This window comes from Acidobacteriota bacterium (assembly GCA_016184105.1).
GTDB lineage: Bacteria > Acidobacteriota > Vicinamibacteria > Vicinamibacterales > 2-12-FULL-66-21 > JACPDI01.
The window spans coordinates 99,401-110,061 of record JACPDI010000037.1; the positions used below are offsets into that span (position 1 = coordinate 99,401).

At 70.7% G+C, this 10,661-nt stretch carries 14 protein-coding genes; 9 read left to right on the top strand and 5 right to left on the bottom strand.

Annotation, left to right across the window (positions count from 1 at the left end):
* A complete protein-coding gene (locus HYU53_13825; GenBank protein ID MBI2222272.1) occupies positions 1 to 426 on the bottom strand; it encodes a DNA-binding protein in 426 nt (141 codons plus the stop codon).
* Between the two features lie 12 nt (positions 427 to 438).
* Between HYU53_13825 and holB the strand changes: the two genes are divergently transcribed.
* The 4 genes from holB to smpB are packed head-to-tail and all read left to right on the top strand — an operon-like array spanning position 439 to position 3,670.
* On the top strand, positions 439 to 1,461 hold the full coding sequence (gene holB / locus HYU53_13830; GenBank protein ID MBI2222273.1) for a DNA polymerase III subunit delta': 1,023 nt from the start codon (positions 439 to 441) through the stop codon (positions 1,459 to 1,461).
* A gap of 40 nt (positions 1,462 to 1,501) precedes the next feature.
* The gene (locus HYU53_13835; protein ID MBI2222274.1) at positions 1,502 to 2,281 is read left to right on the top strand and encodes a stage 0 sporulation family protein; all 780 of its coding nucleotides are present in this window, start codon (positions 1,502 to 1,504) and stop codon (positions 2,279 to 2,281) included.
* Positions 2,263 to 3,141, top strand: a complete 879-nt coding sequence (pdxA, locus tag HYU53_13840; GenBank protein ID MBI2222275.1) for a 4-hydroxythreonine-4-phosphate dehydrogenase PdxA — start codon at positions 2,263 to 2,265, stop codon at positions 3,139 to 3,141. Before HYU53_13835 ends, pdxA begins: the two co-directional genes overlap by 19 nt.
* Before the next feature lie 49 nt (positions 3,142 to 3,190).
* Positions 3,191 to 3,670, top strand: coding sequence for an SsrA-binding protein SmpB (smpB, locus tag HYU53_13845; protein MBI2222276.1), 480 nt, complete (start codon positions 3,191 to 3,193; stop codon positions 3,668 to 3,670).
* A 236-nt stretch (positions 3,671 to 3,906) separates the two neighbouring features.
* On the opposite strand, the gene HYU53_13850 is transcribed toward smpB, so the two are convergent.
* From HYU53_13850 to HYU53_13860, 3 genes are all read right to left on the bottom strand, one after another.
* On the bottom strand, positions 3,907 to 4,212 hold the full coding sequence (locus HYU53_13850; GenBank protein MBI2222277.1) for a hypothetical protein: 306 nt from the start codon (positions 4,210 to 4,212) through the stop codon (positions 3,907 to 3,909).
* Positions 4,175 to 4,738 (bottom strand): glycosyltransferase family 2 protein, encoded by a 564-nt coding sequence (locus HYU53_13855; GenBank protein MBI2222278.1) that lies wholly within the window; start codon positions 4,736 to 4,738, stop codon positions 4,175 to 4,177. The genes HYU53_13850 and HYU53_13855 overlap by 38 nt, the downstream gene beginning before the upstream one ends.
* A 79-nt stretch (positions 4,739 to 4,817) precedes the next feature.
* A complete protein-coding gene (locus HYU53_13860) occupies positions 4,818 to 5,966 on the bottom strand; it encodes a hypothetical protein (GenBank protein MBI2222279.1) in 1,149 nt (382 codons plus the stop codon).
* 45 nt (positions 5,967 to 6,011) lie between these two features.
* On the opposite strand from HYU53_13860, the gene HYU53_13865 reads away from it, so the two are divergent.
* Genes HYU53_13865 through HYU53_13885 form a run of 5 tightly spaced genes read left to right on the top strand, consistent with a single transcriptional unit; the run spans position 6,012 to position 10,344 of the window.
* On the top strand, positions 6,012 to 7,154 hold the full coding sequence (locus HYU53_13865) for a DegT/DnrJ/EryC1/StrS family aminotransferase (GenBank protein ID MBI2222280.1): 1,143 nt from the start codon (positions 6,012 to 6,014) through the stop codon (positions 7,152 to 7,154).
* A complete protein-coding gene (locus HYU53_13870) occupies positions 7,151 to 7,396 on the top strand; it encodes a sugar nucleotide-binding protein (GenBank protein ID MBI2222281.1) in 246 nt (81 codons plus the stop codon). Before HYU53_13865 ends, HYU53_13870 begins: the two co-directional genes overlap by 4 nt.
* Positions 7,397 to 7,435: 39 nt before the next feature.
* Positions 7,436 to 8,032, top strand: a complete 597-nt coding sequence (locus HYU53_13875) for an NAD(P)-dependent oxidoreductase (protein ID MBI2222282.1) — start codon at positions 7,436 to 7,438, stop codon at positions 8,030 to 8,032.
* Positions 8,033 to 9,601, top strand: a complete 1,569-nt coding sequence (locus HYU53_13880; GenBank protein ID MBI2222283.1) for a glycosyltransferase family 39 protein — start codon at positions 8,033 to 8,035, stop codon at positions 9,599 to 9,601.
* The gene (locus HYU53_13885) at positions 9,598 to 10,344 is read left to right on the top strand and encodes a glycosyltransferase (GenBank protein MBI2222284.1); all 747 of its coding nucleotides are present in this window, start codon (positions 9,598 to 9,600) and stop codon (positions 10,342 to 10,344) included. Before HYU53_13880 ends, HYU53_13885 begins: the two co-directional genes overlap by 4 nt.
* Here HYU53_13885 and HYU53_13890 read toward each other — a convergent pair.
* A partial coding sequence (locus tag HYU53_13890; protein ID MBI2222285.1) for an FAD-dependent oxidoreductase occupies positions 10,337 to 10,661 on the bottom strand: 325 nt, incomplete at its 5' end. The genes HYU53_13885 and HYU53_13890 overlap by 8 nt on opposite strands.

Genomic DNA, 10,661 nt, shown 5'->3' on the forward strand with positions numbered 1-10,661 from the left:
CTACAGATCCAGCAGGAACAGCCCCGTCGCCTCGTCCTTGACGCGCTGCACGCACCCCGGCATCGGCCGGAAGATCACTTCGCAGGTCGCGCCCGCTTTTCCCTCGAACAGGTGCCCGGCCAGCGCGCGGAAGTCGCGCCCGCCCACCGTGACGTGCAGGTGGGGGAACGCGCGTCCCTCCTTGAGCGCGATGTTCCCGAGCAGCGAGGAGATTTCGACCTCGCCGGGCACCGCGTGGCGCTCGTAGGACCTCGTGGCGCGGTCGAAGTATCCGAGCACGACGTCGTACGCGGATCCAATCGCGCTCACCGAGGCGGCATCGATGGAGTGCGCGTGCGCGAACTCCGTGATGGCCCCGACAATCTCCTCCCCCGTGGCCAGCCGCACCAGGAACCCGTCGCCAAGCTTCGCGTATCGCATCAACATATAATGCCTCCAATGCCGCTCCAGGACGTTCGCGGGCATCGCCGCCTTCTCGAGCTGCTCGCGGGCGCCGTCGGCCGCAACGCGCTGCCGCCGAGCCTGCTGTTCGACGGGCCGGAAGGCGTGGGCAAGCGGACGACCGCCGTGGCGGTGGCGCAGGCGCTCAACTGCACGCAGCCGATCCCGTTCCCCGGAGCCAGAGAGGAGAGCCGCGCCGGCTGCGGCCGCTGCCCGGCGTGCCGGCGGATCGCCCGGGGCGCGCATCCCGACGTGGTGGTGGTCTCGCCGGAGGCGTCCGGCTCGATCAAGACCGAGACGATCCGCGACGAGGTGCTCCAGCCGAGCGCCTATCGCCCGTTCGAAGGGCGCTGGCGCGTGTTCATCGTGGACGAGGCGGACGCGCTGGTGCCCAACGCGCAGGACGCGCTGCTCAAGACGCTCGAGGAGCCGCCGCCCGGCTCGATCTTCATCCTCGTGACGTCGATCGCCGACGCGCTGCTGCCCACGGTGCGGTCGCGCTGCTATCGCCTGCGGTTCGGGCGCGTGAGCGAGGCGGAGATCGCGCGCGTGCTGCGCGAGCATCACCGGTTCAGCGCGGCGGACGCGCGGGCGGCCTCCGTGATGGCCGACGGCAGCATCGGCCGGGCGCTCGCCGCGCAGGAAGGGGAGCTGGCCGCGGCGCGCGAGGTCGCCGCGGCGCTGCTCCGGTCCGTGGCGCCGGGACGGCTGCCGCAGCGCCTCGAGGGGGCGAAGGCGTTCGTCGCGGGCACGCGTGCGGCCGCCGCCGACCGGGCGACGCTCGCGGACCGGCTGCGGGCGGTGTCATCGATGTTGCGGGACCTGGGAATCCTGGCCAGCCGCGCGGAGCACGGGCTGCTGGCGAATGCCGACATCCAGGAGCAGCTCGACGCGCTGCTGCCGGCCTTCGCCGCCGACCGCGTGCTGCGCGCGTTTTCGTCGGTCGATCGCGCGCTGTCGGCGCTCGAGCGGAACGCCAGTCCGAAGATCGTGGCGGACTGGGTCGCGCTCGAGATCTGACGCGCGCGGGGCGGCCGGCCATAGACAGTGGATGCGCGTGATGTCTGCCTTCGTCAGCGTCAAGTTGTCCCCGGTCGGACGCGCGCAGACGTTCCTGCTGCCCGAGCTGACGCCGTCCGCCGGCACCTTTTCCCCGCCCACAGCCGGCGAAACCGTCGTCGTCGACACCGGCCAGGGGAGCGCGCTCGGGCGCGTCACGCGCGCCATCCCCGCGCTCGGCGAGCGAGGCGCTCCCGCCGCGGACTCGCCGCGCCGCGTCGTGCGCCGCGCGACGCGCGAGGATGTTCTCGCCCGCACGCGGCAGGAACAGCGCGAGCGGGACGCGTGGCAGGTCTGCACGGTGAAGATCCGCGAGCACGGGCTCGCGATGAAGCTGACGCGCGTCGAGCAGCTGTTCGACGGGTCCCGGCTGATCTTCTATTACACGGCCGAGGAGCGCGTGGACTTCCGCGAGCTGGTGCGCGAGCTGGCGGCGCATCTCCGGTCGCGGATCGAGATGCGGCAGATCGGCGTGCGGGACGAGGCGAAGATGCTCGGCGGCTACGGCCCGTGCGGCCGGCCGCTGTGCTGCACGACGTGGCTGAACTCGTTCGAGCCGATCACCATCAAGATGGCGAAGCAGCAGAACCTCAGCCTCAACCCGTCGCGCCTCTCGGGGATGTGCGGGCGGCTGAAGTGCTGCCTCCGGTACGAGATCCCCAACGGCAAAGGCGTGAAGCACGGCGGGTGCGCGGAGAACGGCGGGTGCGACAACCCGACGGGCCCCGGCTGCGGCGGCGGATCGTGCGGATCGGACGGCGGATGCGGCTGCCGAAGATAGCGATCACCGTCGGCGATCCCGCCGGCATTGGGCCGGAGATCGCGGCGAAGGCCGCCGCGGATCCGCGCGTCCTGGCGGCGTGCGAGCCGGTGCTGTACGGACCGGGCGACGAGGAGCTTCGCGGCGTGCGCGCGGGCGTGCTGTCGGCCGCGGCGGCGCGCGCCGCGCATGCGGCCATCGTGCGCGCCGTTCGCGACGTGCAGGCCGGGGCTGCCGGCGCGATCGCCACCGCGCCGATCAACAAGGCGGCGTTCGCGCTCGCGGGACTGCGATGGCCGGGGCACACCGAGCTGCTGCAGGAGCTGACCGGCGCGCCGCGCGTGGCGATGATGTTCTACGCCGAGGCGCTGCGCGTGGTGCTCGCGACCGTGCACGTGCCGCTCAAGGATGTCCCCGCGACGCTGACCGCCGCGCGGCTGCGCGACACGATCGAGCTGGCCTCCGAGGGGCTTCCGCGGTTCGGGGTCCCGCGCCCGCGCCTCGCGCTCGCGGGGTTGAACCCGCACGCCGGGGAGCAGGGCCACATCGGCGTCGAAGACGAGCGCGTGCTCGCGCCTGTCGCCGCCGAGTGCCGCGCGCGCGGCATCGACGTGAGCGGGCCGTTTCCGGCCGACACCGTGTTCGTCCGCGCGTCGCGCGGCGAGTTCGACGCCGTGATCGCGTGCTACCACGACCAGGGGCTCATTCCGGTGAAGCTGCTCGCGTTCGGCCGCGCGGTGAACGTGACGCTGGGGCTGCCGATCGTCCGCACGTCGGTCGATCACGGCACCGCGTTCGACATCGCGGGGCAGGACAAGGCGGATCCGTCGAGCATGATCGAGGCGGTGTTACTGGCCGCGAAGCTCACGGCTCACGCGTAGCGGCGGGAGTGTAGCCGCCGGCCTTCAGGCCGGCGGCTTCGAACCAACCATGGCAAAGACCGACGACAAACCCGCCGAGAGGCCGATCGCCGACAACCGCAAGGCGTTTCACGACTACCACATCGTCGAAACGTTCGAAGCCGGGGTGGCGCTGCTCGGCACCGAGGTCAAGGCGATCCGCGAGGGGCGCGTGAACCTGCGCGACAGCTACGGCCGCGCCGAGGGGGGCGAGATCTGGATCTACAACGTTCACATCTCGCCGTACTCGCATCGCGGCTACGCGGACCACGAGCCCACGCGCCGCCGCAAGCTGCTGCTGCACGCCGACGAGATCCGCAAGCTGATTGGCAAGACCACCGAGCGCGGCATGACGCTCGTGCCCACGAAGATGTACTTCAAGCGCGGCCGCGTGAAGGTCGCCATCGGCCTCGCCAAGGGCAAGAAGGCGCACGACAAGCGCGAGACGATCCGCAGGCGCGAGGCCGAGCGCGAGACGCGCGCGGCGATCAAGGAGCGGCGCGCGCGGTGAGATAAGGGGGACAGTCACACTTTCCCGGGCCGTTGCGCCGGAAAGTGTGACTGTCCCCCTTATCTCACCCGATGCTGCGCGCCGTGGTGGAGAACCGCGCGTTCCTCCACTGCTACGAGCCGCTGCAGGTCGCGCACCGCGTCGGTGGCGCTCAACCAGAACCTCATCGATGGATGGCGAAGCACGGCGGGGGACGTGATGCGGTCGGGCGCCGTGGAGATCTCGACGCCGGGCCGCTATACGTTCTGGTTTGTTCCGCCCGGTTTGATGGCGGGCAGCGTCTTGTTCCTGTTGGGGGTCGCGGTCACGGCGTTAGCGGCTCGCGGTGTTGCGGGCCGGTAACGCCCGGCCGCACGGCGGGCGGCCATCCTGAGCAGGTCCAGCACCATCGCGGGCCCCGCCCGGGCGAGCTTCACACTGCTGCGGGCGGTCTCGTACCTGACCTGCACCGGCACCTCGGCCACGCGCGCCCCGAGCGCGCGCGCCACCAGCAGCATCTCGACGTCAAGCGCGAACCCGTTCCTCGTCAGCGACGCCTCCATGTGCCGGAGCGTGTCGCGCCGGAACGCCTTGAGCCCGCACTGCGTGTCGCGCGCGAATGCCGAGCAGCACCCGCACGAACAGGTTGAACGCCTGGCCGGCCAGGTGCCGCCGGTACAGAAAGCCGAACAGCCGGACGGGCACCGAGTAGCGGGAGCCGGAGTGGCGGCGGTTTCCAATCGCCATGTCGGCCGTCTCGAGCGCGGCAAGCGCGGTTCGGGCCGACGCCGCGCCGAAGGCGAGGTCCGCATCCAGAAAGACGACGCGCTCTCCCTCCACGAGCGGAATGGCGGACCGCAGGGCGGCGCCTTTGCCCTGGTTCGTTTCCAGCCGGTGGATGCGCACGCGAGGGTGTCCCGCCGCGAATTGGCCGGCCCGCTCGAACGTGTCATCACGGCTCCCATCGTCCACGACGACTATCTCGAACGAGCTGTCGAGCCACGATTCCAGTTCCGCGAGGCAGGCGCCGATCCGCGTCCCCTCGTTGAAGCAGGGAACCACGATTGAGACGAGCGGCGGAGTCCTCATCGCGAATCCCCCCGGCGCGGATGGCCCGGAGCAGCGCGCCTGCCGGATCGCCCGCGCGGGCCGGTCGGCGGCATCTCACTCAGAATAGCGGATACACCTTCGTGAACAGCGCGAGGCACAGCACGTAAAACATCCCGAACACCACGGTGACGGCCGTCCGCGCGAGCGGCGCGCGCACGGTCGCCAGCCACAGCGAAAACGGGAAGAGCACCGCGCAGTAGCGCCCGATCCCTTCGAGCGCGCCGGTCGACAGCGGCACGTAGAGGTTGATCAGGATCAGGACCGGGTACGCCGGGCCGAACCGCAGCCAGATGAACGGCGTCGCCGCCAGCGCCGCGATTCCCGCCGACGCGTTCAGCAGATCGACGACCGCCTGCGGCGAGCCGGTGATGAACGCGTACGGTCTTGTCGCCATCGCGGTCACCACCGTGACCAGCGGCTGCCATCCCGCAACCGCGCCGGGATGCCAGTTCCACCGGTCCATCGAGTTCGCCCACTCGAACGGGTGGCCGCTGATGCTGTACACGAACAGCGAGTAGGTCCCGACGCCAAGCAATGTCGCCGCGAGCGCCGCCGCCGCGCGCAGCATCGCGGGGCGATCGCCTCGAGTCTCGCGCCAGGCGATCAGCGCCAGCGCCGGCACGATGAAGACGCCGTTGGCGCGTGTCGCGGTCGCCAGCGCGCCCGCCGTCGCGCCAAGCCACCAGCGCTTCGCGCGGAAGCCGTAGAACGCCGTCACGCTGAACAAAAGGAATAACGCCTCGGAGTAGACGACGCCGAAAAAGAACGCGAAGGGAAAGATGGCCGCGAAGAGGACGGCACGCCGCGCCGCGCCGTCGTCCTTCAATTCCACGCGCGCCAGGCGGTGCAGCATCACCATCGCCAGCACGAACGCCGTCCAGGAGATCAGGATCCCCGCCATGTAGATGCGCACGCGTCCGCCGCCCATCGCGAGCGCCACGTATCGCATCAGCATCGGGTAGACCGGGAAGAACGCGAGGTTGCTTCGGCCCGCCTCCACGAACTCGTAGCCGTGGCGCGCGATGCCGAAGTACCACCCCGAGTCCCATCGCGCGAAGGTATCCCAGAACAGGTGCGTGCTCGGATAGACGGTGAACTGCTCGCGTTGCGCCATCGGCACGGACGCGTTGACGATGTACGCCACCAATGCCGAGATGAGGCGGAATCCCAGCGCGGCGGCAACAATGCGGGCGGTCACGAAACGCATGCGAGGGGGTGGCTCCGAAAAGCCGCCTGATGGTACAGTGCGCCTATGCCATCCGCCAAATCGTCGAGCGCCGTGCGCGTGCCGCTGCTCGACCTGGCCGCGCAGAACGGCCCGCTGCGCGACGAGATTCTTGCCGCCGTCGCGCGCGTCGCCGACAGCAATCGTTTCATCATGGGGCCGGAGGTCGAAGGGCTCGAGCGCGAGCTTGCGGCGATGCTCGGCGCGAAGCACGCGGTCGGCGTGTCGTCCGGCACCGACGCGCTGCTCGTGGCCATGATGGCGCTCGGCATCGGCGCGGGCGACGAAGTCATCACGCCGACGTTCTCCTTCTTTGCGACCGCCGGTTGCGTGTCCCGTCTGGGCGCCACGCCGAAGCTGGTGGACATCGACCCGATCACCTTCAACGTCAACGTGGCGGCGGTCGAGCGCGCGATCACGCCGCGCACGAAGGCCATCGTCCCCGTGCACCTCTACGGGCTGTGCGCGGACATGGAGCCGCTGCTGGTGCTGGCCAGGCGCCGCGGCATCGCGATCGTCGAGGACGCCGCGCAGTCGATCGGATCGAAATACGGCGACCGGCAGGCGGGCACGATGGGCGCATTCGGCTGCTTCTCGTTCTTCCCGAGCAAGAACCTGGGCGCGTTCGGCGACGCGGGGCTCGTGACGACCAATGACGAGGGGCTGGCGGCGCGCGTGAAGATGCTGCGAAACCACGGCGCCTCGGAGAGGTACTTCCATAAGTACATCGGCGGGAACTTCAGGCTCGATGCGCTGCAGGCGGCCGTCCTTCGCGTCAAGGCGCCCCACCTGGCGGGCTGGACGGAATTCCGGCGGCGCAACGCCGCGCGGTACGACGCCATGTTCCGCGCCGCACGCCTGGACGATGTGCTGGCGCTGCCGTACGAGCCGGCGAACCGGTACCACATCTTCAATCAGTACGTCGTCCGCGCGCCGAAGCGCGACGCGCTCAGGGCGCACCTCGAGGCGGCCGGCGTGGCCACCGAGATCTACTATCCCGTGCCGTTCCACCTGCAGGAGTGCTTCGCGGATCTCGGCCATCGCCGCGGCGACTTCCCGGAGGCCGAATCGGCCGCCGCCGAAGTGCTCGCGCTGCCGATCTACGGCGAGCTGACCGAAGACCAGCAGGCGCACGTCGTCCAGCGCATCGCGGAGTTCTACGCCGCATGAGAGTGCTGGTGACCGGGGCGGCCGGCCACCTCGGCGCCGCGATCGTGGAGGAGTTCTCGCGCGCGCACGAGGTCACCTCGTTCACCCGGGCCGATCTCGACATCACCGATGCGAAGGCGGTCGCGGCCTCCGTCGCCGCCGCGCGTCCGGAAGCGATCGTCAACTGCGCCGCAGACAACGATGTTGACGGCGCGGAGGACGAGCCCGTCAGGGCCTTCGACGTGAACGCGTTCGCGGTGTAGGCGCTCGCGCGCGCGTCGGCGGCAGCCGGCGCCGCGTTCGTGCACTTCAGCAGCGATTTCGTGTTCGACGGGCGGGCGGATCGGCCGTACGCCGAGGATGACCCGCCGGGCCCGCTCAGCGTGTACGGGACCTCGAAGCTCGTGGGCGAGTGGCTCGCGCGGGAAGCGCCGAGGCACTACGTGCTGCGGGTGGAGAGCCTGTTCGGCGGGCCGACCGCCGGGCGCGGCGCGAAGTCCGGCAGCGTCGGGCGCATTGTCGACGCGATCGCGCAGGGGCGCGAAGTCCCCGTGTTCACCGATCGCGTCGTCTCGCCGACGAGCGCCGTGGAGGCGGCGTCGGCCACCGCGCGGATCCTGCAGGCCGGGCTGCCGCCCGGCGTCTATCATTGCGTGAACGGCGGCGCCTGCCGGTGGGATGAGCTTGCCGTGGAAGCCGCGCGGCTGCTCGGCCGCGAGCCGCGGTTGAAGCCCATGACGCTCGACAGCGTGGCGCTCAAGGCGCGCCGCCCGCGCTACTGCGCGCTGTCGAACGCGAAGCTCGCGGCGGCAGGCGTCACGATGTCGGATTGGAAGGAGGCGCTCGCGCGGTATCTCGTGGTGTGGGACGGACCCTTCGGGTCCGCCGAGCGACCCTGAATGTCGCGCTCCGATCTCGTCGCGGCCGTCGCCCTCGCCCTGCTGCTGCCCGTCATGGTCGTGCTGTCGCGTGACTTCGGCGTGACGTACGACGAGCGCTTCCAGCAGAAATACGGCGAGGAGATCTGGGATTACGTCAACGGCCGGCGCGCCCGCGCCGCGTTCGACACCGGCTTCGGGCATCAGAACCTGTACGGCGGGTCCTTCGAGCTTGCGGCCGTGGCCGTTCAGCGCGCCTTCCCCCGGTCGAACGTCTACGCCGTCCGGCACGCGGTCAATGCGGCGATGGGCTGGGTGGCCATCGTCTTCTGCTGGCTGATCGGTCGAAAGCTGTTCGGCGATCTCACGGGAGCGCTCGCCGCCGTCCTCCTTCTTGCGACGCCGCGCTTCGCCGGCCACAGCATGAACAATCCGAAGGATATTCCGTTCGCGGCGTTCGGCGCGGCGGCGGTCTACTTCCTGGTGAGGCTGCGGCCGCCCGCGCCGTTCATGACGTGGCCGCACGCCCTGAAGCTCGCGGCGGCCATTGGCCTGGCGTTGAGCGTGCGGCCGGTCGGGCTGCTCTTCGGCGTGTACCTCGGCCTGCTGCTGCTCTGGTTCGTTGCCGAGCAACGGGCCATCCCGCGCGGTGCCGCACTGGCCGGCCTGGCCGGCCGCCTCGGCGTGCTCGTCGTGGTGGTCGTACTGGTGGGCGTCAGCGCCTGGCCGTGGGCGCAGGCCGATCCGATCCGGCGGCCGCTCCAGGCGTTCTTCGAGGTCTCACGGTTCGATTTCGGCGGCAGCCTGCTGTTCGCCGGAGAATGGATTCCTGCGTTCCGGCTGCCTGCCGCCTACCTGCCCACGTGGTTCGCCATCGGGCTGCCGCCCGTGCTCCTGGCGGGTGCGCTGCTGTCCCTGCTGCGTTTGGGGAATCGAGACGATCGGCGCCCGCTGCTGACGCTCTGGGTCTTCGTGCTGCTGCCGGTGACGCTTGCCGTGGTGCGCGGGTCGACCCTCTATGACGGCATGCGCCATTTCCTCTTCGTCGTGCCGCTGCTTGCCGCGCTCGCGGCGAGCGGCTGGGTCGCGGCCGTTCGGTGGAGGAGCGGCCCGGCCAGGGTGGTTGCCGTCCTGCTGCTTGCCGCGGGGCTGGCCGAGCCCGTCGTCTTTGCCGCTCGAAATCATCCGAACGAGGTTGCGTATTTCACCCCGCTCGCCGGCGGGCCGCGCGCCGCGTTCGGCCGCTACGACATGGACTACTGGGGCAATTGCATGTTCGGCGCCGCGCGATGGGCCGCCGATCGCGCGCGCGAGGCGGGCATGCCCCTGGCGGTCACGGGGCGTCCCGAGCACCTGGTGCACTTGAACGCAGAGCGTGTGGGCGCGCTGTACTTCACCCGGCCGCAGCTCGGCCAGCACCACGTCAGCATCCACTTGCTCCGGGGACCCGCGGATGCCGTTCGCGAGCTCGCCTCGCGCGCCACCGTGCTGCACCGCGTGCAGACCGCCGATGGCGCCCCGCTGTGCGTCGTCCTCGAGGGCCCGTTGTTCCCGCAGATCCGCGACCGCATCTCTGTGTCCGCCCGATGAACCAGCGTCTCACGCTTGTCGTGCCGTGCTACAACGAGGCCGGGCGACTGGATATCGCCGCGTTCGAACGGGCGCTGCACGCGCGGCCCGCGCTCGATCTCCTGTTCGTGGATGACGGGAGCCGCGATGGAACGGGACAGATGCTCGCGGCGCTCGTCGCACGAAGCGCCGGCCGCGCGGGCGTGCTGACCCTGGCGGCCAACTCGGGAAAGGGGGAGGCGGTGCGGCAAGGGGTCCTCGCCGCCCTGGACCGCGCGCCCGACTGGGTGGGGTACTGGGATGCGGACCTGGCGACTCCGCTCGATGCCCTCGCGGACTTCGCCGTGGTGTCCGGCCGGCCGGGCGTCGAGGTCATCATCGGCTCGCGCGTGAAGCTGCTCGGCCGCAACATCACGCGCCAGGCGCACCGTCACTATGCCGGCCGCGTGTTCGCGACGGCGGCCTCGCTCGCGCTCGGGATCCCGGTGTACGACACGCAGTGCGGCGCGAAGCTGTTCCGGGCCGGCGCGCGGACGCGCGAGCTGTTCCAGGCACCGTTCGCGTCGCGCTGGGTCTTTGACGTCGAGCTGCTCGACAGGCTTCTTGCGCAGGCGGGCGGCGATCGCCGCCGCGTCGCCGAGGAACGCATTTACGAGCTGGCATTGCGCTCCTGGCATCACCAGCCCGGATCGAAGCTGCGCCCGCGGGACATCCTGCGGGCCGCGCTCGATCTCTGGCGCGTCTACCGCCGCCGCGTCAGGTGAGGATCCCGTCGAGGATCTCCGCGACCATCAAGCCGATCGCCAAACTCGCCGTCAGCCCCGGCGAATCGATCCCCGCCGCGTGCACGAGCCGCGGCTGCCGCGCGTCGCGGCGGATCAGGAAATCGGCGAACGATGCTTCCGGCGGGTGGAGCTTCGCGCGGATCCCCGTGCCGCCCGGCTGCAGATCCGTGAGCGTGACCTCCGGCAGCAGCGCGCGCGTGGGCTCGAGGAACGCCTCGAGCGGCATGCGGTTGCTCTCGTAGTCGTCCTTTCTCTCCTGATAGTCCGCGGTGGGCCCCAGCAGGATCGATCCCCAC

Coding starts and splice junctions, on each gene's coding strand:
- HYU53_13825 (MBI2222272.1), bottom strand. CDS start 426: ATGTTGATGCGATACGCGAAGCTTGGCGACGGGTTCCTGGTGCGGCTG.
- holB (MBI2222273.1), top strand. CDS start 439: ATGCCGCTCCAGGACGTTCGCGGGCATCGCCGCCTTCTCGAGCTGCTC.
- HYU53_13835 (MBI2222274.1), top strand. CDS start 1,502: ATGTCTGCCTTCGTCAGCGTCAAGTTGTCCCCGGTCGGACGCGCGCAG.
- pdxA (MBI2222275.1), top strand. CDS start 2,263: ATGCGGCTGCCGAAGATAGCGATCACCGTCGGCGATCCCGCCGGCATT.
- smpB (MBI2222276.1), top strand. CDS start 3,191: ATGGCAAAGACCGACGACAAACCCGCCGAGAGGCCGATCGCCGACAAC.
- HYU53_13850 (MBI2222277.1), bottom strand. CDS start 4,212: ATGGAGGCGTCGCTGACGAGGAACGGGTTCGCGCTTGACGTCGAGATG.
- HYU53_13855 (MBI2222278.1), bottom strand. CDS start 4,738: ATGAGGACTCCGCCGCTCGTCTCAATCGTGGTTCCCTGCTTCAACGAG.
- HYU53_13860 (MBI2222279.1), bottom strand. CDS start 5,966: ATGCGTTTCGTGACCGCCCGCATTGTTGCCGCCGCGCTGGGATTCCGC.
- HYU53_13865 (MBI2222280.1), top strand. CDS start 6,012: ATGCCATCCGCCAAATCGTCGAGCGCCGTGCGCGTGCCGCTGCTCGAC.
- HYU53_13870 (MBI2222281.1), top strand. CDS start 7,151: ATGAGAGTGCTGGTGACCGGGGCGGCCGGCCACCTCGGCGCCGCGATC.
- HYU53_13880 (MBI2222283.1), top strand. CDS start 8,033: ATGTCGCGCTCCGATCTCGTCGCGGCCGTCGCCCTCGCCCTGCTGCTG.
- HYU53_13885 (MBI2222284.1), top strand. CDS start 9,598: ATGAACCAGCGTCTCACGCTTGTCGTGCCGTGCTACAACGAGGCCGGG.